At 73.3% G+C, this 19713-nt stretch carries 20 protein-coding genes; 10 read left to right on the forward strand and 10 right to left on the reverse strand.

The genetic code is table 11. The features are described 5' to 3' along the window. Positions 1 to 110: 110 nt before the first annotated feature. The 3 genes from B8281_RS19525 to B8281_RS10130 all read right to left on the reverse strand — a co-directional run bounded on the left by B8281_RS19525 (position 111) and on the right by B8281_RS10130 (position 2139). Positions 111 to 1073: a PH domain-containing protein gene (locus tag B8281_RS19525; protein ID WP_198163048.1), complete on the reverse strand. Its 963-nt coding sequence runs from the start codon at positions 1071 to 1073 to the stop codon at positions 111 to 113. A 2-nt stretch (positions 1074 to 1075) separates the two neighbouring features. Then, positions 1076 to 1243, reverse strand: a complete 168-nt coding sequence (locus tag B8281_RS19530) for a hypothetical protein (protein ID WP_163187158.1) — start codon at positions 1241 to 1243, stop codon at positions 1076 to 1078. A gap of 176 nt (positions 1244 to 1419) precedes the next feature. Beyond that, positions 1420 to 2139 (reverse strand): IclR family transcriptional regulator, encoded by a 720-nt coding sequence (locus B8281_RS10130; RefSeq protein ID WP_034654517.1) that lies wholly within the window; start codon positions 2137 to 2139, stop codon positions 1420 to 1422. Positions 2140 to 2300: 161 nt separating this feature from the next. Here B8281_RS10130 and leuC point away from each other — a divergent pair, with 161 nt between their 5' ends. Together leuC and leuD are read left to right on the forward strand one after the other, a co-directional pair. Continuing rightward, the gene (gene leuC / locus B8281_RS10135) at positions 2301 to 3782 is read left to right on the forward strand and encodes a 3-isopropylmalate dehydratase large subunit (RefSeq protein WP_061266852.1); all 1482 of its coding nucleotides are present in this window, start codon (positions 2301 to 2303) and stop codon (positions 3780 to 3782) included. Between the two features lie 57 nt (positions 3783 to 3839). Then, positions 3840 to 4478 carry a 3-isopropylmalate dehydratase small subunit gene (leuD, locus tag B8281_RS10140; RefSeq protein WP_034654518.1) on the forward strand — a complete coding sequence of 213 codons (639 nt, stop codon included), beginning with the start codon at positions 3840 to 3842 and terminating at the stop codon, positions 4476 to 4478. A 196-nt stretch (positions 4479 to 4674) separates the two neighbouring features. Here leuD and B8281_RS10145 read toward each other — a convergent pair whose 3' ends face one another. The 3 genes from B8281_RS10145 to B8281_RS10155 all read right to left on the reverse strand — a co-directional run bounded on the left by B8281_RS10145 (position 4675) and on the right by B8281_RS10155 (position 8022). Continuing rightward, positions 4675 to 5586 (reverse strand): LLM class flavin-dependent oxidoreductase, encoded by a 912-nt coding sequence (locus B8281_RS10145; protein WP_232322532.1) that lies wholly within the window; start codon positions 5584 to 5586, stop codon positions 4675 to 4677. Between the two features lie 108 nt (positions 5587 to 5694). Then, positions 5695 to 7002 (reverse strand): hemolysin family protein, encoded by a 1308-nt coding sequence (locus B8281_RS10150; RefSeq protein ID WP_061266828.1) that lies wholly within the window; start codon positions 7000 to 7002, stop codon positions 5695 to 5697. A gap of 36 nt (positions 7003 to 7038) precedes the next feature. Further along, positions 7039 to 8022 (reverse strand): DUF808 domain-containing protein, encoded by a 984-nt coding sequence (locus tag B8281_RS10155; RefSeq protein WP_061266850.1) that lies wholly within the window; start codon positions 8020 to 8022, stop codon positions 7039 to 7041. 185 nt (positions 8023 to 8207) lie between these two features. On the opposite strand from B8281_RS10155, the gene lpdA reads away from it, so the two are divergent. Beyond that, a complete protein-coding gene (lpdA, locus tag B8281_RS10160; RefSeq protein WP_034654525.1) occupies positions 8208 to 9614 on the forward strand; it encodes a dihydrolipoyl dehydrogenase in 1407 nt (468 codons plus the stop codon). Positions 9615 to 9787: 173 nt separating this feature from the next. Here the strand turns inward: lpdA and B8281_RS10165 are convergent, their stop codons facing one another. The 3 genes from B8281_RS10165 to B8281_RS10170 are packed head-to-tail and all read right to left on the reverse strand — an operon-like array spanning position 9788 to position 11171. After that, the gene (locus tag B8281_RS10165; RefSeq protein ID WP_085387640.1) at positions 9788 to 10231 is read right to left on the reverse strand and encodes a MarR family winged helix-turn-helix transcriptional regulator; all 444 of its coding nucleotides are present in this window, start codon (positions 10229 to 10231) and stop codon (positions 9788 to 9790) included. After that, entirely contained in the window at positions 10228 to 10380 is a 153-nt protein-coding gene (locus B8281_RS19850) for a hypothetical protein (protein ID WP_232322533.1), read from the reverse strand. The genes B8281_RS10165 and B8281_RS19850 overlap by 4 nt, the downstream gene beginning before the upstream one ends. Before the next feature lie 17 nt (positions 10381 to 10397). Continuing rightward, complete coding sequence (locus B8281_RS10170; protein WP_232322534.1) at positions 10398 to 11171, reverse strand: alpha/beta fold hydrolase; 774 nt, start codon at positions 11169 to 11171, stop codon at positions 10398 to 10400. A 237-nt stretch (positions 11172 to 11408) separates the two neighbouring features. Between B8281_RS10170 and B8281_RS10175 the strand changes: the two genes are divergently transcribed. From B8281_RS10175 to B8281_RS10205, 7 genes are all read left to right on the forward strand, one after another. Beyond that, a complete protein-coding gene (locus B8281_RS10175; RefSeq protein ID WP_085387641.1) occupies positions 11409 to 12299 on the forward strand; it encodes an SDR family oxidoreductase in 891 nt (296 codons plus the stop codon). Between the two features lie 112 nt (positions 12300 to 12411). Beyond that, the gene (locus B8281_RS10180; RefSeq protein WP_085387642.1) at positions 12412 to 13452 is read left to right on the forward strand and encodes an adenosine deaminase; all 1041 of its coding nucleotides are present in this window, start codon (positions 12412 to 12414) and stop codon (positions 13450 to 13452) included. A gap of 350 nt (positions 13453 to 13802) precedes the next feature. Continuing rightward, the gene (gene murA / locus B8281_RS10185) at positions 13803 to 15119 is read left to right on the forward strand and encodes a UDP-N-acetylglucosamine 1-carboxyvinyltransferase (RefSeq protein WP_021481138.1); all 1317 of its coding nucleotides are present in this window, start codon (positions 13803 to 13805) and stop codon (positions 15117 to 15119) included. An 81-nt stretch (positions 15120 to 15200) separates the two neighbouring features. Then, entirely contained in the window at positions 15201 to 16481 is a 1281-nt protein-coding gene (locus B8281_RS10190) for a sensor histidine kinase (protein WP_085387643.1), read from the forward strand. Next, positions 16478 to 17083: a response regulator transcription factor gene (locus tag B8281_RS10195; RefSeq protein WP_061266816.1), complete on the forward strand. Its 606-nt coding sequence runs from the start codon at positions 16478 to 16480 to the stop codon at positions 17081 to 17083. Before B8281_RS10190 ends, B8281_RS10195 begins: the two co-directional genes overlap by 4 nt. A gap of 31 nt (positions 17084 to 17114) precedes the next feature. Beyond that, on the forward strand, positions 17115 to 17840 hold the full coding sequence (locus B8281_RS10200) for a 1-acyl-sn-glycerol-3-phosphate acyltransferase (RefSeq protein ID WP_031316293.1): 726 nt from the start codon (positions 17115 to 17117) through the stop codon (positions 17838 to 17840). Then, a complete protein-coding gene (locus B8281_RS10205) occupies positions 17837 to 18862 on the forward strand; it encodes an NAD(P)H-dependent glycerol-3-phosphate dehydrogenase (protein ID WP_232322535.1) in 1026 nt (341 codons plus the stop codon). The genes B8281_RS10200 and B8281_RS10205 overlap by 4 nt, the downstream gene beginning before the upstream one ends. A gap of 24 nt (positions 18863 to 18886) precedes the next feature. On the opposite strand, the gene B8281_RS10210 is transcribed toward B8281_RS10205, so the two are convergent. Then, on the reverse strand, positions 18887 to 19606 hold the full coding sequence (locus tag B8281_RS10210) for a hypothetical protein (RefSeq protein WP_232322536.1): 720 nt from the start codon (positions 19604 to 19606) through the stop codon (positions 18887 to 18889). Between the last annotated feature and the right edge of the window lie 107 nt (positions 19607 to 19713).

A 19713-nucleotide genomic window follows, 5' to 3' on the forward strand; every position in this document is an offset into this window, starting at 1 on the left:
GATCGACGACTGGGCGTGGCCGATGCCCGGTGTGACGCACGTCGCGTAGCGGGCGAGACCCCGCGGGGGTTCGTCTCGGGGCGTGCCGTCGGGTGGGTGGCGCGGCCGGGTCAGGGAGCGCCGTCGCGCCCGGGGCCCGGTTCGTACGGCTTCGGGATGGGCGTCGACGACAGCCGTGGGGGCGTGACCGGCACGTACGTCGCGCGGTGCTCGCCGGAGACCGTCCAGCCCTGCTCGTCCTCGCCGGCCCCCGCCTGCCCGCCGTCGGGACGCACCGTGTCCCGCGCCGCGTGAGCGTCGCCGGTCACGGGGATGGGCTGCGTGGGCCCGCTCGACGCACCGGCGGACCGGCCGGGCACGACGACGACCCGCGGGTCCGTCGGGAGCGGTGCCGGGGGAGGCGGGGTCGTGGCGGCCGGGCTGCGCCCGTCCCACGCGGGCGCGGGCTCGACGGGAGGCGGCTCGGCGGGCTGCGGCGGGCGCGGCGCGGGCGGCGGCACGGTCGCCGGCAGCGCACCACCCGGAGTCGCGGCGGCCCCGCCCGGGCCGACCGGCGCTCCGCCCGCGCGGACGCCCGGGATGAACAGCGTGTCGCACAGCAGGCGGTAGGTCCGGTCCGGGTGCGCGACCCAGTCGATCTGGCGCAGCGCCTGGTCCTGCCCGGCGGACTCGAGCAGGAACTGGCCGTAGCCCAGCACGCGCCCGACGAGCGAGCGCCCGTAGTTCATGTCCGTCACCTTGGTCAGCGGCATCATCGCCACCTTGTGCGTGATGAGGCCGTAGAGCAGGAGCAGGCGCTTGTCCGTGGCGACGAACCACTCGTTGCGCCACTCGAAGACCTTCCACCCCAGGCGGGCGGCGAGGATCAGCCACAGCCACCACAGCGCGAGCACGCCGTCGCCGACCGCGGGGCCGGCCTGCGCGACGAGCCAGGCGATCACGACCGCGCCCGCGACCGTCGTCGCGACGGGCTCGACGAGCATCCCCCAGTGGTGGCGCGTCGCGATGACGACCCGCTCGCCGTTGAGCACGTAGCGGTCCAGGATCCTGCTGCGAGGTCCGCCGCGGGCCACGGTCAGTCCAGGAGCGAGCTGAAGAACTGGCCGATCGAGCGGAACGCCCCGACGATCACGTCCCAGATGCCCTCGACGATGTCGGCCGCGCGGTCCGGGCTCGTGACGATCGCGTACACGGCGAAGATCACGAGGACCCAGATCAGGGCGGCCTTCAGCTTCGGGTGCATCGGAACTCCTCGTGTCTCGGGATCGGACGGTCAGCGGTCGCCCCCGCGACCGCTGCGCTGTCCGGGCGTCGGGCACGCACAGCATGGCAGCAGCCGGGGACATTTTGACAGGGCGCGTCCCGTTTGCGGCCCGCGGCACGCCGACGCCGGCCCGGTGCGGGCCGGCGTCGCCGTCCTCACTCGCCGGCGCGGCGCAGCACCTCGGTGAGGCGGTTCGCGGCGGCGACGACCGAGCCGGAGTGCAGCCGCCCGGGCTGACGGCTCAGGCGCTCGACCGGGCCCGAGATGGAGACGGCGGCCACGACCCGGCCCGACGGGCCGCGCACGGGCGCGGAGACCGACGCGACGCCGAGCTCGCGCTCGGAGACGGACTGGGCCCACCCGCGGCGTCGGACGCCGGAGAGGATCGTGGCGGTGAAGACGGCCTCGCGCAGCCCGCGATGCAGCCGGTCCGGCTCCTCCCAGGCGAGCAGTACCTGGGCGGCGGAGCCCGCGTTCATGGTGAGCGTCGCGCCGACGGGGATCGAGTCGCGCAGGCCGACGGGGCGCTCGGCGGCCGCGACGCAGATGCGGTGGTCGCCCTGGCGGCGGTAGAGCTGGGCGCTCTCGCCCGTGTGGTCGCGCAGCGCCGTCAGCACGGGGTTCGCGGCGGCGAGCAGGCGGTCTTCGCCGGCCGCCGTCGCGAGCTCGTTGAGCCGGGGGCCGAGGACGAACCGGCCCTGCATGTCGCGCGCGACCATGCGGTGGTGCTCGAGGGCGACGGCGAGGCGGTGCGCCGTCGGGCGGGCCAGGCCCGTGGCCGTGACGAGCTGGGCGAGGGTGGCAGGTCCGGACTCCAGGGCGCCCAGGACGGAGGCCGCCTTGTCCAGCACTCCGACTCCGCTAGTATTGTCCATAGGTCGATATTGACGTCTCACGCACTGAGATGCAAGTCCGGCACGGATGTTCCACCCGCTGGACGTCTTCCCCGGCAGGATGCCGGACGGCGGACCATCGACCCAGGCGGCTCTCCGTACCCCCCAGGAGGACCGTGACAGACGACGAGGAGATGAGCTACATGGCCGGCACGCTGGCGGAGAAGGTCTGGGACGCGCACCTGGTGCGACGAGGCGCCGACGGGTCGCCCGACCTCCTCTACATCGACCTCCACCTCGTGCACGAGGTCACCAGCCCCCAGGCGTTCGAGGGGCTGCGCCTCGCGGGCCGCCCGGTCCGCCGCCCCGACCTCACCATCGCGACCGAGGACCACAACACCCCGACGCTCGACATCGACCTGCCGATCGCGGACCTCACGAGCCGCACGCAGATCGACACGCTGCGCAACAACGCGCGGGAGTTCGGCGTCCGCATCCACTCGCTCGGCGACGCCGACCAGGGCATCGTGCACCAGGTCGGGCCGCAGCTCGGGCTCACCATGCCCGGCCTGACGGTCGTGTGCGGCGACTCGCACACCTCGACGCACGGCGCGTTCGGTGCGCTCGCGTTCGGCATCGGCACGTCCGAGGTCGAGCACGTGCTCGCCACGCAGACGCTCCCGCTCGCCCCGTTCAAGACCATGGCGATCAACGTCGACGGCGAGCTGCCGCCCGGCGCCACGAGCAAGGACATCATCCTCGCGATCATCGCCAAGATCGGGACGGGCGGCGGCCAGGGCTACGTCCTGGAGTACCGCGGCGAGGCCATCCGCAAGCTCTCCATGGAGGCGCGGATGACGATCTGCAACATGTCGATCGAGGCGGGCGCACGCGCCGGCATGATCGCCCCGGACGACACGACGTTCGAGTACCTCAAGGGCCGCCCGCACGCGCCCGAGGGCGCGGACTGGGACGCGGCCGTCGAGTACTGGCGCACGCTGCGCTCCGACGACGACGCCGTGTTCGACACCGAGGTCACGCTCCGCGCGTCCGACCTCGAGCCCTTCGTCACGTGGGGCACCAACCCCGGCCAGGGCCTGCCCATCTCCGCGACCGTGCCCGTCCCCGAGCAGATCGCGGACGAGAACGAGCGCGTCGCCGCCGAGCGTGCGATCGAGTACATGGGCCTCACGCCCGGCCAGCCGCTGCGCGAGATCCCCGTCGACACCGTGTTCATCGGGTCGTGCACCAACGGCCGCATCGAGGACCTGCGCTCGGTCGCGAAGGTCGTGCAGGGCAAGAAGAAGGCCGACGGCGTCCGGGTTCTCGTCGTCCCGGCGTCCGCGCGCGTGCGCCTCCAGGCCGAGGCCGAGGGTCTCGACCAGATCTTCCTCGACTTCGGCGCGGAGTGGCGCAACGCCGGCTGCTCGATGTGCCTCGGCATGAACCCCGACCAGCTCCAGCCGGGCGAGCGCGCCGCCTCGACGTCGAACCGCAACTTCGAGGGCCGCCAGGGCAAGGGCGGGCGCACGCACCTCGTGTCGCCGCTCGTCGCCGCCGCCACCGCGCTGCGGGGCACGCTCTCCTCGCTGAGCGACCTCGACCTGCCCGAGGGCACCGACATCACGTCCTTCGACGGCACGCCGCTCGCGCCGCTCGACCCGCGCGTCCTCGTGCAGGTCTGAGCCACCCGCGCCGCGCTGCCCCACTCGTCGCCCCGAAGACCCGAAGAGGTTCCTGCCATGGAGAAGTTCACGACCCACACCGGCGTCGGCGTCCCGCTGCGCCGCAGCAACGTCGACACCGACCAGATCATCCCCGCCGTCTACCTCAAGCGCGTGACGCGCACCGGGTTCGAGGACGCGCTGTTCGCCGCCTGGCGCGGCGACCCCACGTTCGTCCTCAACCAGGACGCCTACCGTGCGGGCTCCGTGCTCGTCGCCGGACCCGACTTCGGTACCGGCTCGTCGCGCGAGCACGCCGTCTGGGCGCTCAAGGACTACGGCTTCCGCGTCGTCCTCGCGTCGCGCTTCGCCGACATCTTCCGCGGCAACTCCGGCAAGCAGGGCCTCGTCGCGGGCATCGTCGCGCAGGAGGACGTCGAGCTGCTCTGGAAGATCCTCGAGACCAACCCGGGCACCGAGGTGACGGTCGACCTCGTCGCCCGCACCGCGTCGGCGCTCGACGTCACCGTGCCGTTCCAGATCGACGACTACACGCGCTGGCGTCTCATGGAGGGCCTCGACGACATCGGCCTCACGCTCCAGCACGAGGACGAGATCTCCGCGTTCGAGGCGACGCGCGCGTCGTGGCGCCCGAAGACGCTGCCGGCGAAGACGCTGCCCAAGGTCGAGATCGAGGCGGCGCGGCCCGTCGGCTAACGGTTCTGCGACGCGGGGCCGGGGGCGGGCTCTGGGGTGGTGACGACGGGTCTACCATCCGCAGGGCTCGTCCCTCGCCCTGCTCCCGCCGGGCCCGCCACGACCCGTCGTCACCACCCCAGAGCCCGCCCGTGATCGTGTCGCCGACACGTCGCGCGGCCGAGCCCGTGCGTGCGTCGCCTCGCCCCGTCCCTGCTCAGGGACGGGGTGGGCCCGCATTGATCGCGGCGAGCAGCGACTCCGGGGTCGCGGTCTCGGGGTTCCAGCGGGACTCGACCCACCAAGTCGCTCCGGCGTCGGCGAGGCCGGCGAGCTGGTCGGCCGCCGCGGAGCGGTCCGCCGGGAGCTCGCCCTGGACGACGACGTCGAACGGCCGGGCCGCGTCGAGGCCCAGCTCGGCGCGACGCGTGGTGAGCCAGCCGACGAGGGCGGAGACGTCGTCGGGCGTGGGCACGTCGAAGCCGCGGTCGCCGCGGAGCTGGAGCACGATCCCGTCGGCGCGCAGGGTGCGGTCGAGCGAGCGCACCGGCGGGCGCTCGGCGTCCCACACGCCGACCGGCCAGACCGGCACGTGGTGGCCGACGACGGCGCGCTCGACCGGGCGCGGCAGGAACTGCATCTCCCCCGTCCGCACGTGGGTTCCCTCGAACGTGAACCGCTCGCCGGTCCATGCGCGGTCGAGGTAGGCGAGCGCGTCGTCGAGCAGCTCCGCGCGCTCGCGCAGCGACTGCTGCTGGCCCGGCACGGCGGAGAAGCCGCCGTCGTCGAGCACACCGACGCCGACCGGCAGCACGAGGCGACCGCCCGACAGGTGGTCGACGGTCAGCGCCTGGCGCACGACCTCCCACGGCTTGCGGCGGGGGAGCGCGAAGACCATCGCGCCCAGCGTGATCCGCTCGGTCCGGACCGCCGCCGCGGCGAGCACCGCCCACGGGTCGAACGTGTCGACCGGCATGGACAGCAGGCTCAGCCCGTCCCACGAGAAGAACCCGTCCCAGCCGGCGTCCTCCGCCCCGACCGCCATCTCCAGCACCTGGGCGGCGGAGCCGAAGCTCCCGACCACCCCGACCTTGATCCCCGACCGTGTCCCCGTCGTCGCTGCGCTCATCCACCCGACGCTACGCGGCCCCACCCACACCGCTGAGTGCAGGAAAAAGTCGCGTCCGAGGTGCCGGGACGCGACTGTTTCCCGCACTCAGCGTCGTGCGCTCAGCGGTCAGGGGAGCGGGACGACGTCCACGCGCACGATGCGCCGCCCCGCGACGTCGGTCACCGTGAGCCGGTAGCCGTCCGCGTCGACGTGGTCGCCCACGAGGGCGAGGCGCCCGAGCTGCGCCAGGACGAAGCCGGCGACGGTCTCGTACGGGCCGTCGGGCAGCTCGACGCCCGTGCGGCGCGCGAACTCCTCGATCGTCTGTCCGGCGTCCACGCTCGTGGTCGCGCCGTGCTCGCGAGCGGGCGACGGCTCGTCGGCGTCGTACTCGTCACGGATGTCGCCCACGAGCTCCTCGACGAGGTCCTCGAGCGTGACGATCCCGTCGGTGCCGCCGTACTCGTCGACGACGACGGCGATGTGCACGCCCTCGCGCCGCATCTGCGACATCGCGGGCAGCACGGTGTTCGTCGCGGGCAGCGCGAGGATGGGCCGCACGACGTCGCGCACGGTGAGGGCGCGCCCCGTCGCCGGGTCCGTCGGCGGGTGGTCGGGGCAGTCCCGGCCGAGCAGGTCGCGCACGTGGAGGAAGCCGACGACGTCGTCGAAGTCGTCGCCCGTCACCGGGTAGCGCGAGTACGGGCCCGCCGCGACCGTCTCGGCGGCGTCCGCGAGGGGGGTGTCGGCCGCGAGGAACGCGACCTCGCCGCGCGGCGTCATCGCCTCGGCGAGCGAGCGGTCACCCGCCGCGAACACGTCGTCGAGGATGCGGCGCTCGTCCTCGGGCAGCGACTCGTGCGCGAGCACGATCTCGCGCAGCTCCTCCTCGCTCATCTCCTCGCTGCGCGCCGAGGGGTCGCCGCCGAGCAGCCGCACGACGCCGTCGGTCGAGCGCGACAGCAGCCAGATGACGGGCCGCATGAGGGTCGCGAAGCGGTCCAGGGGAGGGGCGACGACGAGCGCGACGCCCGCCGAGCGCTGGAGCGCGATGCGCTTGGGCACGAGCTCGCCGAGCACCAGGGAGAGGTAGGCGATGACGAGCGTGAGCCCCACGAGCGCGACGGTGTCCGCGAGCCCGCTCGACAGGCCCAGGTCCTCGAGCGCGGGCGCGAGGTCCGGCGCGAGCGTCGACGCGCCGTACGCGGCCGAGAAGAAGCCCGCCACGGTGACGCCGATCTGCACCGCCGCGAGGAAGCGGTTGGGGTCGCGCGCGACCGCCGCGACCCGCGCGCCGCGCGCCGACTGCTTCTCGATGCGGGCGACCTGGCTCTCGCGCAGCGAGACGAGCGCGATCTCGGTCCCGGCGAAGACGCCGCCGACGAGGATGAAGAGCAGGACGAGGCCGATGTTGGTCCAGGTGCCGGAGTCCATGCCTCATCCAACCAGGCCGCTCGGCCCGGCGTGGGCTCAGCCGGCTGTCGCGGGGCCGTCCGGCGTGGTCGGCTCGGTCGTGGCGGGCTCGCCGTGCTTGCGGCGCGGGATCAGGTGCGCCACGAGGACCACGACGCCGCCGACCACGATCCCGACGACGGCGGAGCACGCCGTGTTGACGAGCCAGCCGAGGAACCCGCCCACGCCCGCGACGCCGGTCACGGCGTGCTCGAGGTGGTGCACGACGTCGTACGGGCCGTGCCAGCCGAGGTCGTACGTGCCCTGGAGCAGGATGTGGCCGCCCACCCAGAGCATCGCGACGATCCCGACGATCGAGATGACGGACATGACCTTCGGCATCGCGCTCACGAGCCCGCGCCCGAACGACTGGACCCAGGGCGTGTCGCGCTTCGCGAGGTGCAGGCCGATGTCGTCCATCTTCACGATGAGCGCCACGACCCCGTAGACGAGGACCGTGATGAGGATCGCGACGATCACGAGGATGATCAGACGCGACCAGAAGTTCTCCGAGGCGACCTCGTTGAGCGCGATGACCATGATCTCCGCGCTGAGGATGAAGTCGGTGCGGACCGCGCTCGACACCACCGAGTCCTCGTCGACCGCCTTCTTCTCGGTCTTCGTCTCGACCTCGGCGTGGTGCCGCCCCGAGACGAGCTCCCACACCTTCTCGGCGCCCTCGAACGCGAGGTACGTGCCGCCGAGCATGAGCAGCGGTGTGAGCAGGTCGGGAAGGAACTGGCTCAGGAGCAGGATCGCCGGGAGGATGAACAGCAGCTTGTTGCGCAGCGACCCGGTCGCGATCCGCTTGACGACGGGCAGCTCGCGCTTGGCGGCCAGGCCCTCGACGTAGCGGGGCGTGACGGCGGTGTCGTCGATGACGACGCCCGTCGCCTTCGCGCTCGCACGCCCGGCGGCCGCGCCGACGTCGTCGATCGAGGCGGCCGCGAGCTTGGCGAACGCGGCGATGTCGTCCAGGAGGGCAGCGAGTCCGAAGGCCATGGGTGGGTGCTCCGTGCGCCGGCCCGTGTCGCCGCGCACGGGCCCGCTGGTCGAGTGGACGCGGCCGCAGCATCGTAGCGACTCCGCCCCCACCACGCGTCGCAGGACCGCACCCCCCGGCGGTGTGGCGGACGTCGCGCACGCGGGCGCGCCACGGCCGATGCTGCGCCAGTAGGCTTGAGGCCATGGCATCCCACTACGACGTCGTCGTCCTCGGTGCAGGTCCCGGTGGTTACGTGGCCGCGATCCGTGCAGCCCAGCTGGGCCTGTCGGTCGCGGTCGTGGAGGAGAAGTACTGGGGTGGGGTGTGCCTCAACGTGGGCTGCATCCCGTCCAAGGCGCTCCTGCGCAACGCCGAGCTCGCGCACATCTTCCAGCACGACGCGAAGACCTTCGGCATCTCCGGAGAGGTCAGCTTCGACTTCGGCGCGGCGTTCGACCGCTCGCGCACCGTCGCGGAGGGGCGCGTCAAGGGCGTGCACTTCCTCATGAAGAAGAACAAGATCACCGAGTACGACGGCCGCGGCACGTTCCGCGACGCGCACACGCTCGACGTGAAGCTCGCCGACGGCTCGACCGACCAGGTGACGTTCGACAACGTCATCATCGCGACCGGCTCGAAGGTACGCCTGCTCCCGGGCGTCGAGCTGTCCGAGAACGTCGTCACGTACGAGAAGCAGATCCTCACGCGCGACCTGCCCCGCTCGATCGCCATCGTCGGCGCGGGCGCGATCGGCATGGAGTTCGCCTACGTCCTCAAGAACTACGGGGTGGACGTGACGATCATCGAGTTCCTCGACCGCGCGCTGCCCAACGAGGACGCCGACGTGTCGAAGGAGATCGCCAAGCAGTACAAGAAGCTCGGCGTCAACCTGCTCACCTCGACCGCCGTCCAGACGGTCAAGGACAACGGCGCCGACGGCGTCACCGTCAGCTACAAGGGCGTCAAGGACGACAAGCCGGGCGAGCTCGTCGTCGACAAGGTCCTCATGGCCGTCGGCTTCGCGCCCAACGTCGAGGGCTTCGGCCTGGAGAACACCGGCGTCCAGCTCACCGAGCGCGGCGCCATCGCGATCGACGACGTCATGCGCACCAACGTCGAGCACATCTACGCGATCGGCGACGTCACCGCGAAGCTCATGCTCGCGCACGTCGCGGAGGCGCAGGGTGTCGTCGCGGCGGAGACCATCGGCGGCGCCGAGACGCTCACGCTCGGCGACTACCGCATGATGCCGCGCGCGACGTTCTGCCAGCCGCAGGTCGCGAGCTTCGGCCTCACCGAGCAGCAGGCGCGCGACGAGGGCTACCAGGTCAAGGTCGCGACCTTCCCGTTCATGGCGAACGGCAAGGCGCACGGCCTCGGCGACCCGGTCGGCTTCGTCAAGCTCATCTCCGACGAGACCTACGGCGAGCTCCTCGGCGGCCACCTCATCGGCCCCGACGTCTCCGAGATGCTGCCCGAGCTCACGCTCGCGCAGAAGTGGGACCTCACGGTCAACGAGGTGGCGCGCAACGTGCACACCCACCCGACGCTGTCCGAGGCCGTCCAGGAGTCGATCCACGGCCTCGCGGGGCACATGATCAACTTCTGACCCGTCAGACGCGGTCGCCCGCGCGGGCGACCACCCGAGCCGAGGCCCGAACCTGCTGTTCCAGGTCCGGGCCTCGTGCTGTCCGGCGGGCGTGCGCCCGCCTGGGAACGAACGTGCCCCCGCGCCCCCTCGCAGGGGAGGCGGACGGTCCGCCGGGCGACCCGCCGGTGCGGCTAGGCGAGCGTCCGCGTCACGTGCTCGAGCCAGCGGGCGACGGTGGCCAGCTCGTCGGGGGTGAAGCCCTCGGTGAGGCGGTCGTTCAGCTCGGCGAGCGCGGCGCGCACGTCGTCGAGCGCTGCGGTGCCGGTGGGCGTGAGGTCCAGGCGGACGGTGCGCCGGTCGTCGGGGTCGGGGCGACGGCGCACGAGGTCCGCGCGCTCCATGCGGGCGAGCAGGCCGCTGGTGCCGGCGGGAGAGGCCTGCAGCGCGGCCGTCACCTCGCCGATCGTCGCGCCGGGGTGGGCAGCGAGGTGCAGCAGCACACCGGCGGCGGCGGACCCGAGCCCCGGGCCGCCGTCCCCGGTCGTGCGCGTGCTGCCGCGGCGCGCGATCCAGCGCCGCATCTGGCGCTCCGCCGCGGTGGTGAGGAACACCAGCCGCGGCGGGCGGCCCGTCATCGTCGCGGCTTCCTGGCGGGGAAGTGGACGTTCCCGTCCTGCTGCGACGGGGCGGCCGCGGCGCGGGCGTCCAGCCACGCGAGGAGCTCGGGCCAGAGCGTGTCCCGCAGCCCGCGGCGGAAGAAGCCCATGTGGCCGATCGCCTCCACGCCGCCGTCGGCGGGGCTCAGGTGCGGCGCTCGACGTGGGCGGCCGTGAGGCGGTCGGTGATCGCGTCGATCTGCGCGGGGGTGGCCCACGGGTCGTCGGTGAACCCGACGGCGAGGACGTCGCCCGTGACGCGTGCCGCGTCCGCGGCGGCGCGCATGGTCGGGTCGTCGAAGAAGTAGCCCGGCATGGTCGACCAGCGACTCCACTCGAGCATCGCGGCGGCGGGCATGTCCTCCCCGAGGCTCAGACGACGGCCGGGGACGTGGCCGAGCACCCGGGCCGTCGCGGGGCCGAGCGCCCGCAGGATCAGTCGGACGCGCGCTCGCTCGGCGCGGTCGGGGATCGCGGACGTCGCGGCGACGTGGGACGCGACCGTGACGAACCCGGCCAGGCCCCGTGAGCCCTTGCCGAGCGCGAGCGCGTGCCCGCCGATGCTGTGCCCGACGGCGAGCTGGGGCACGTCGCCGAACCGCGGGCGGGCCCACGCGGCGACCGCGGGGACGTCGTCGGCCATCCAGTCGCGCATGCGCAGGCCGCGGTGGTCGCGGGGGCTGCCGGACCGGCCCGTGCCGCGGTAGTCGTAGGTGACGGCGACATACCCATGGGTGGCGAGGAACTCCGCGAACCCCGTGTACAGGCGCTCGGGGACCGCCGTCGCGGGGTGGATCACCACGACACCGCGGGGGGACTCCTCGGCGGGCTTGCGCACCGTGCCGACGACCCAGCCGCCCGCCGGGATCTGGATCCGCAGCTCGTCGGAGCCCACCGTCGCCGGGCTGTCGTTTCGCATGCGAAGTACCTTAGCGGGCTCCGTGGGTGAGGTCGTGCGTGCGCTGACGCGGCGCGAGCGAGAGGTGCACGAGCAGCTCGCGGCCGGGCTCTGCAGGCCGTCGGGCTCGCGTACCGCGTGGGTCCGGTCTCGGCGGACCAGGGCGCTCGTCGTCGGCGCACGGGGCGGGCGCGCTGCGAGCGCGCGCGGACGCCCCCATGCTGGACGTTCCGCCGAACGACGACAGGGGAGTTGCTCATGTCCGACCAGACCACGCCGCAGGACCCCACGACGCAGGAGCCGCAGCCGGAGCAGCCCGCCGACCAGCTCCAGCCGCCGGGACGCACGGGCGACATGTCGCAGGAGCCCGACCACGGGGAGACCACCTACCGGGGGTCCGGCCGGCTCGACGGGAAGCGGGCGCTGATCACCGGCGGAGACTCGGGCATCGGCCGGGCGGTCGCGATCGCGTTCGCGCGCGAGGGCGCGGACGTCGCGATCTCGTACCTCCCGGAAGAGGAGGAGGACGCCCGCACGACGGCCCGGTGGATCGAGGACGCGGGCCGCACGGCCGTGCTGCTGCCGGGCGACATCCGCGACGAGGAGTTCTGCCGGCAGCTCGTCGCGGACGCCGTCGCGGGCCTCGGTGGGCTCGACGTGCTGGTGAACAACGCCGCGTACCAGATGGCGCAGGACGAGGGACTGCGAGGGATCACGACCGAGCAGCTCGACCGGGTCCTCAAGACGAACGTCTACGCGCTGTTCTGGATCACGCAGGCGGCGCTCGACCACCTGCCCAGCGGCGGCGCGATCATCAACACGACCTCCGTCCAGGCGTTCGACCCGAGCCCTCCGCTGCTCGACTACGCCAGCACCAAGGCGGCGATCCTCAACTTCACCAAGGGGCTGGCGCAGCAGCTCGCACCCGAGGGCATCCGCGTCAACGCCGTGGCGCCCGGGCCGATCTGGACGCCGCTCATCCCGGCCACGATGCCCGAGGAGAAGGTCGAGCAGTTCGGTGCCGACACGCCGCTCGGCCGCGCCGGGCAGCCCGCCGAGCTCGCGCCGGCGTACGTGTTCTTCGCCTCGCAGGAGTCGAGCTACATCACCGGCGACCGCATCGGCGTGACCGGCGGTCGGCTGCTCTGACGGGTTCTCCGTCCCCGGCGCGACCAGGCGGCGGCCACCCCACCCGGGTGCGCCGCCGTCGTCGTGCGCGGTGGAAGATGGTCTCGGGGGACACCGACCGAGAAGGAGACCCATGCCCGCGCCCACGACGCCCACCCGCGAGTTCGTCACCGGCCTGCCGAAGGCCGAGCTGCACCTGCACCTGGAGGGCACGCTCGAGCCCGACCTCAAGCTGCGCCTCGCGCAGCGCAACGGCATCGACATCGGCCAGTCGACGGTCGAGGAGGTGCGCGCGACGTACGCGTTCGACTCCCTGACGAGCTTCCTCGCCGTGTACTACCCGGCGATGGAGGTGCTGCAGACCGCGGACGACTTCTACGAGCTCGCCGACGCCTACCTCGCCCGCGCGGCGGCGGACGGCGTGAAGCACGCCGAGATGTTCTTCGACCCGCAGGCGCACACGTCGCGCGGCGTGCCGTTCGAGGCGGTCGTGACGGGGTACCACCGCGCCGCGGCCGAGGCTCCGAGCAAGCACGGCATCGACGCGCACCTCATCCTGTGCTTCCTGCGCGACCACTCCGCGCAGAGCGCGGCCGAGACGCTCGAGGCGTCGGTCCCGTTCCGCGACAAGATCCTGGGCGTCGGGCTCGACTCCGACGAGCGCGACAACCCGCCGCAGAAGTTCGCCGACGTGTTCGCGCGCGCCCGCGAGCTCGGGTACCGGCTGACGATGCACTGCGACATCGACCAGGTCGGCAGCATCGACAACATCCGGACCGTGCTCGACGAGATCGGCGTGGACCGTGTGGACCACGGCACGAACGTCGTGGAGGACCCGGCGCTCGTCGACGTCGTGCGCGAGCGCGGGCTGGGCCTCACGACGTGCCCGATCTCGAACTCGTTCGTCACCGACGACATGAAGGCGACGGAGATCGCCGGCCTGCTGCGCTCGGGCGTGCGCGTCACCGTGAACTCCGACGACCCGGCGTACTTCGGCGGCTACGTCGCGGAGAACTACGTCGCGCTCGCGGAGGCGGCGGGCCTCACGACGCAGGAGGTCGTGCAGCTCGCGAGGAACTCGTTCGAGGCGTCGTGGCTCGGCGACTCGCAGCGCGCGGCCTACCTCGCCGAGATCGACCGGTACGTCGCGGCGTTCGACGCGAACGCCGTCTGACCCGGCCCCCCACCCCGCCGAGGTAGAGCCTTGGTCCGCCGAGGTAGAGGCGTGGTCACGACCACGCCTCTACCTCGCGGGACCGGGGCTCTACCTCGGGCGGCCGAGGCTCTGTCTCGCGGTTCTGGGCGTTCGTCCCGCGCGGACGTACCGGGGAGTAACGTGTCGGCGACGGCCGCCGCCGTCGGTTCGGCGGCGAGCACCCCCGCAGGGGGTGAATAATCTCCGGGTGCCGCACGTTGGCACGCACGGGACCCGCGCGCGCGGAACGGCCGTCCGCGGCCCCGCACGCGGGCCCTGCCCGCAGGGGCACCACGACCACCGGCTTGGCGAGAGGGCGACCAGAGCTCATGAAGGATGTGCTGTACGTCGACGGCGGGACCCCGCTGGACGGGACGATCACCGTGCGCGGCGCGAAGAACTTCGTGTCGAAGGCGATGGTGGCGTCGTTGCTGGGGGAGTCGCCGAGCGTGCTGCGCAACGTGCCGCAGATCCGCGACGTCGGCGTCGTGACGGGGCTGCTGGAGCTGCACGGCGTGACCGTGAAGTCCGACCCGGACGCGGGGATCCTCGACCTGGACCCGTCGAACGTCGAGTCGGCGCACGTCGCGGACATCGACGCGCACGCGGGCTCGAGCCGCATCCCCATCCTGTTCTGCGGCCCGCTGCTGCACCGTCTCGGTGAGGCGTTCATCCCGGACCTGGGCGGCTGCCGGATCGGCGACCGGCCGATCAACTACCACCTGGACATCCTGCGCCAGTTCGGCGCGGTGGTGGACAAGCGGGAGAACGGCATCCACATCCGTGCCCCGCGTCGCCTCCAGGGCACGAAGATCGCGCTGCCGTACCCGTCGGTGGGCGCGACCGAGCAGCTCCTGCTGACGGCCGTGCGCGCCGAGGGCATCACGGAGCTGGCGAACGCCGCGATCGAGCCCGAGATCATGGACCTCATCGCGGTGCTCCAGAAGATGGGCGCGATCATCTCGGTCGACACCGACCGCGTGATCCGCATCGAGGGCGTCGACCGCCTCGACGGCTACACGCACACCGCGCTCGGCGACCGCATCGAGGCGGCCTCGTGGGCGTCGGCCGCGCTCGCGACGGGCGGCGACATCACGGTCAAGGGCGCGACGCAGCCCGAGATGATGATGTTCCTCAACACCTTCCGCAAGGTCGGCGGCCGGTTCGACGTCCAGGACGACGGCATCCGGTTCTGGCACCCGGGCGGCGACCTGTCGCCGATCGTGCTCGAGACGGACGTGCACCCGGGCTTCATGACGGACTGGCAGCAGCCGCTCGTCGTGGCCCTCACCCAGGCCAAGGGCCTGTCGATCGTGCACGAGACGGTCTACGAGAACCGCTTCGGCTTCACGGACGCGCTGCGCGGCATGGGCGCGACCATCCAGGTCTACAAGGAGTGCCTGGGCGGGCGCGACTGCCGGTTCGGGCAGCGCAACTTCCACCACTCCGCGGTCATCTCGGGCCCGACGCCGCTCACCGCGGCCGACATCGAGGTGCCCGACCTGCGCGGCGGCTTCTCCCACCTCATCGCCGCGCTCGCCGCGAAGGGCACGTCGACCGTGCGCGGCATCAGCCTCATCGACCGCGGCTACGAGAACTTCCAGGACAAGCTGGTCGCGCTCGGCGCGGACGTCCGTCGGGACTGAGCCGTCCACGGGTGCCCGGGGCACCCACCTCATGACGACTGTCACGGCCTCGCACGTGGTCCGCGTGCGAGGCTGGTCGTCGTGATCACCCGACCGCGCACGTTCCTCGACGTGTGGAGCCGTCGGACCGGCCCCGAACGGTTCGACTCCTACACCCGATGGTCGCTCTACTTCCTCTCGGGGACCGAGCCGTTCATCGCGCTCGCCCTCATCGGGAGCGACCGGACGTTCGACCCGTCGGTGGCGCGGTTCTGGCTGGCGCTCGTCCTCGTGCACACGGTCGTCTGCATCCTCACGCTGCGCGCCGGGATCGGGCACTTCCTCGGCGGACGCCGCGTCCACCCGGTGCTGCTCGTCCTCCTCGGGGTCCTCTCGCTCGCGGTCGCCGCGCTCGCCGTCGGCACGTTCCCCGTGGACGGCGCCGACGACGTCGCCGCGAGCGGCCGCTACTACGCGATGCTCCTGGGCCTCGGGTACGGGGTGCTGGCGCTCGTCCCCCTGCTCACCTTCCGGCGGGTCGCGCTCGTCGCGCTGGTCCTCGCCGTCGTCACCGGGTGCTCCGTGTGGATGGGCACCGGGCCCGTGACGGCGCGGACGGCGGGCATGGCGGTAGGCCTCGGCCTCTCGGTCCTGGTCATGCTGCTCGGCGTCTTCGGCTCGTACCGCGCCTCGGTCTGGATGCTCAGCGTCGTGTGGGAGCAGGAGCGCACGCGCGTGCTCCACGCCCGCCTCGCCGTCGCGGAGGAGCGGCTGCGGTTCTCGCGCGACCTGCACGACGTCTTCGGGCGCACCCTGTCCGTCGTCGCCGTGAAGAGCGAGCTCGCGGCGGAGCTCGCGGCCCGCGGACGCCCCGGAGCCGAGGAGCAGATGCTCGAGGTCCGCCGCATCGCGCAGGACGCGCTGCGCGAGGTGCGCGCCGTCGTCGCGGGCTACCGCACGGCCGACCTCGGCGCCGAGCTGGCCGGGGCGCGGTCCGTCCTGCGGTCCGCCGGGATCGAGACGACCGTGCACGGCGACGAGACCCCCGTGGGCGAGGACGCGCAGGAGGCGCTCGCGTGGGCGGTCCGGGAGGCCGTGACGAACGTCGTGCGGCACTCGACCGCGCGCACCTGCACCATCACGGTCCACCGCGACGGGGCGTCGAGCGTCGTGGAGGTCGTCAACGACGGCGTCCCGACGACGCCGCGCACCGGCGGCGGGTCGGGCCTCGTCGGGCTCCGTGAACGCCTGGAGGGCGCCGGCGGTCGCCTCGAGACGTGGGTCGACGACGGGCGGTTCGGGCTCGTGGCCCGCGTGCCCGACGCCGCCCGTCCCCACCGCACGTCCCCGTCCCCGCTCCCCGAGAGGACCACCCCGGCGTGATCCGCATCCTCCTCGCCGACGACGAGAACCTCATCCGCGACGCCGTCGCGTCGCTCCTCGCGCTCGAGGACGACCTCGAGGTCGTGGCGCAGGCGGCGTCCGGCCCCGAGGCCGTCGCGGCCGCGCTCAAGCTCCGGCCCGACGTCGCCGTGCTCGACCTCCAGATGCCGGGCCTCGACGGCGTCGAGGTCGCGCAGCGGCTCGCCGGCGAGCTGCCGTCGTGCGGCGTCGTCATCGTCACGAGCCACGGGCGCCCGGGCTACCTCAAGCGCGCGCTCGAGGCGGGCGCGCGGGGCTTCCTGCCGAAGACCGTCTCGGCGCGCGTCCTCGCGGACGTCGTGCGCCAGGTGCGCGACGGCGGCCGCTACGTGGACCCGGAGCTCGCCGCGGAGGCGATCGCCGCGGGCGCGAGCCCGCTCACGCCGCGGGAGGCCGACGTGCTCGAGCTCGCGGCCGACGGCGCCCCCGTCGAGGAGATCGCGACGCGCGCCCACCTCGCGCCCGGCACGGTGCGCAACTACCTCTCGTCCGCGGCGGCCAAGCTGGGCGCCGCGAACCGGCACGAGGCCGCGCACGCCGCGCGGCGGCACGGCTGGATCTGAGGGCGGGCTCCGCCCGGTAGGCTCGGTGACCGTGCCGAGCCAGCCCCAGACCCCGCGCGCGTACAAGACCCTGGCGTTCCTGCTGCGCCCGATCCTGTTCGCGATCACCCGACGTGACTGGCAGGGTGCGGAGAACCTGCCCGACGGCGGGTTCATCGCCGCTGCCAACCACGTCACCGAGGTCGACCCGGTGACGCTCGCACACTTCCTCTACGACCAGGGCCGCGCCCCCAAGATCACGGCGAAGGCGTCGCTCTGGAAGGTGCCCGTGCTCGGCGGCCTCCTCACCCGCACCGGGATGATCCCCGTGCACCGCGGCACCGCGGGCGCCGCGCAGTCGCTCGTCGACTCCACCGCGCGGCTCGACGAGGGCGAGTGCGTCGTGTTCTTCCCCGAGGGCACGCTCACGCGTGACCCGGACGGCTGGCCCATGGTGGGCAAGACGGGCGTCGCGCGCCTCGCGCTCACGAGCCGGGCGCCCGTCGTCCCCATCGCCCAGTGGGGCGCGCACCGGCTCCTCGCGCCGTACGGCAAGGTGTTCAAGCCGATCCCGCCCAAGCAGGTCGCGGTCCACGCCGGGCCGCCCGTCGACCTCTCCGACCTCTACGACCGCCCGCAGGACACCGCGACGCTGCGCGAGGCGACCGAGCGCATCATGGCCGCGATCACGAGCCAGCTCGAGGAGATCCGCGGCGAGCAGGCTCCCGCCGAACGGTTCGACCTGCGCCGTCGGCCCGGGACGGAGGACCGCGCGTGAGCGCCGAGCGCATCGTCGCCGCCGTCCTCGGGTCCGGCAGCTGGGGCACCACGTTCGCCGCCGTCCTGGCCGACGCCGGGTGCGAGGTGCGTCTCTGGGGCCGTGACGCCGAGGTCGCCGAGCAGGTGAACACCTCGCGCCGCAACGAGAAGCGGCTGCCGGGCATCGACCTCCCCGCGGGGATCCGCGCCACGACCGACGCGGCCGAGGCGCTCGCAGGCGCCGGGCTCGTCGTCGTCGCGGTGCCCTCCCAGGTCGCGCGCGAGACGCTCACCGAGCTCCGCCCGCACGTGGCGCCCGACGCCGTCGCGGTGTCCCTCATGAAGGGCGTCGAGCTGAGCACCGACCGGCGCATGAGCGAGGTCGTCGCGGAGTCGCTCGGCATGGCGCCCGAGCGCGTCGCCGTGGTCTCGGGGCCGAACCTCGCGCGGGAGATCGCGCACCGGCAGCCGACGGCGACCGTCGTGTCGTGCGCCGACGACGACGTGGCCCGCTACGTGGCGCGCGCGTGCTCGTCGTCGTACTTCCGCCCGTACACCAACCGGGACGTGGTCGGCGTCGAGCTGTGCGGCGCGGTGAAGAACGTCATCGCGCTCGCCGTGGGGATCGCCCAGGGCCGCGGGTTCGGCTACAACACGACCGCCACCGTCATCACGCGCGGCCTGGTCGAGATCACGCGCCTCGGGCTCGCGCTCGGGGCGGACGCCGAGACGTTCCCCGGGCTCGCGGGCATGGGCGACCTCGTCGCGACGTGCTCGTCGCCGCTCTCGCGCAACCACACGCTCGGCAAGCACATCGGCCAGGGCCTGAGCCTCGACGACGCGATCGCCGCGACCGGCGGCACGGCGGAGGGCGTGAAGTCGTGCCGCTCGGTGCTCGAGCTCGCGCGCAAGGTCGGTGTCGACATGCCCATCACGGCCGGGGTCGTCGCGGTGCTCCACGAGGGCATGCCCGTCGACGAGATGGCGCGCGGCCTGCTCTCCCGGCCGCAGAAGGCCGAGGGCGTCTCGGCGGAGCGCTGAGGCCCTCGGCCTCCGGGCGGGCCGTCAGCCGTCGTCGCGGACGTCGACGACGACGCGGGTCGGGTCCTCGAGCGAGAACACCCGGAACGGGCGCTGCTCGTCGTCGACCCCGACGAACGCCTGCGTGTACCCCTCGAACACGCCGCGCAGCAGGACCTCCTCGACCTCGCCGTCGTCCCCGGCCCGGACGGGGTTGGGGCCCGCGTACTCCTCGACCCCGGTGTCCATGGGGTACCCCGAGCCGGAGATCATGACCTGCAGGTAGGCGTCGCCGTCGACGGCGACGACGTCACCCTTGCCGTCGTCCGTCGGCTGGTCCACGTACTCGACCCGCCACCCGGGCGTCCCCGTGCCGCCGAGCTCGAAGACGACCCGGTCGAACCCGTCGTGGTGCCCGACCCGGACGTCCGTCACCGTGAGCGCGGCGTCCGCGGACGGGTCCTGCGTGTCCGGCTCGGTGTTCGCGGGGAACGGCAGCGGTGCCTCCGTCGCGTCGTCCGACGGCGTGGACGCGCCGTCGGACGGCTCGGCGCCGGGCTCCGGGGTGGTGCTCGGGGAGTCGGTGGGGCTGGGCGACGCGCTCGTCGCGGTGCTCGACGGCGAGGGCGACTCGTCCGACTCGCCCGGGCTGCACGCCGCGAGGGCGAGGACGAGGACCGCGCCGGCGACGGCGGCCGGTCCTCCGGGCACCGCGCGGCCCGTCGGTCGTGCCTGCCGCGTCCGCACCGCTCGTCGTGTCGTCATGCCGTCGATCCTAGAAAGCCCAGGTCACGCGCGCGCGGCGGGCGGGCCACGGTCCGGCGACGGTCGTGTCACGGCCCGGTCTCGGGGACCGTGCACCCTGTCCTGAC

The sequence above is a fragment of the Cellulosimicrobium sp. TH-20 genome (assembly GCF_002105775.1).
Classification (GTDB): domain Bacteria; phylum Actinomycetota; class Actinomycetes; order Actinomycetales; family Cellulomonadaceae; genus Cellulosimicrobium; species Cellulosimicrobium funkei.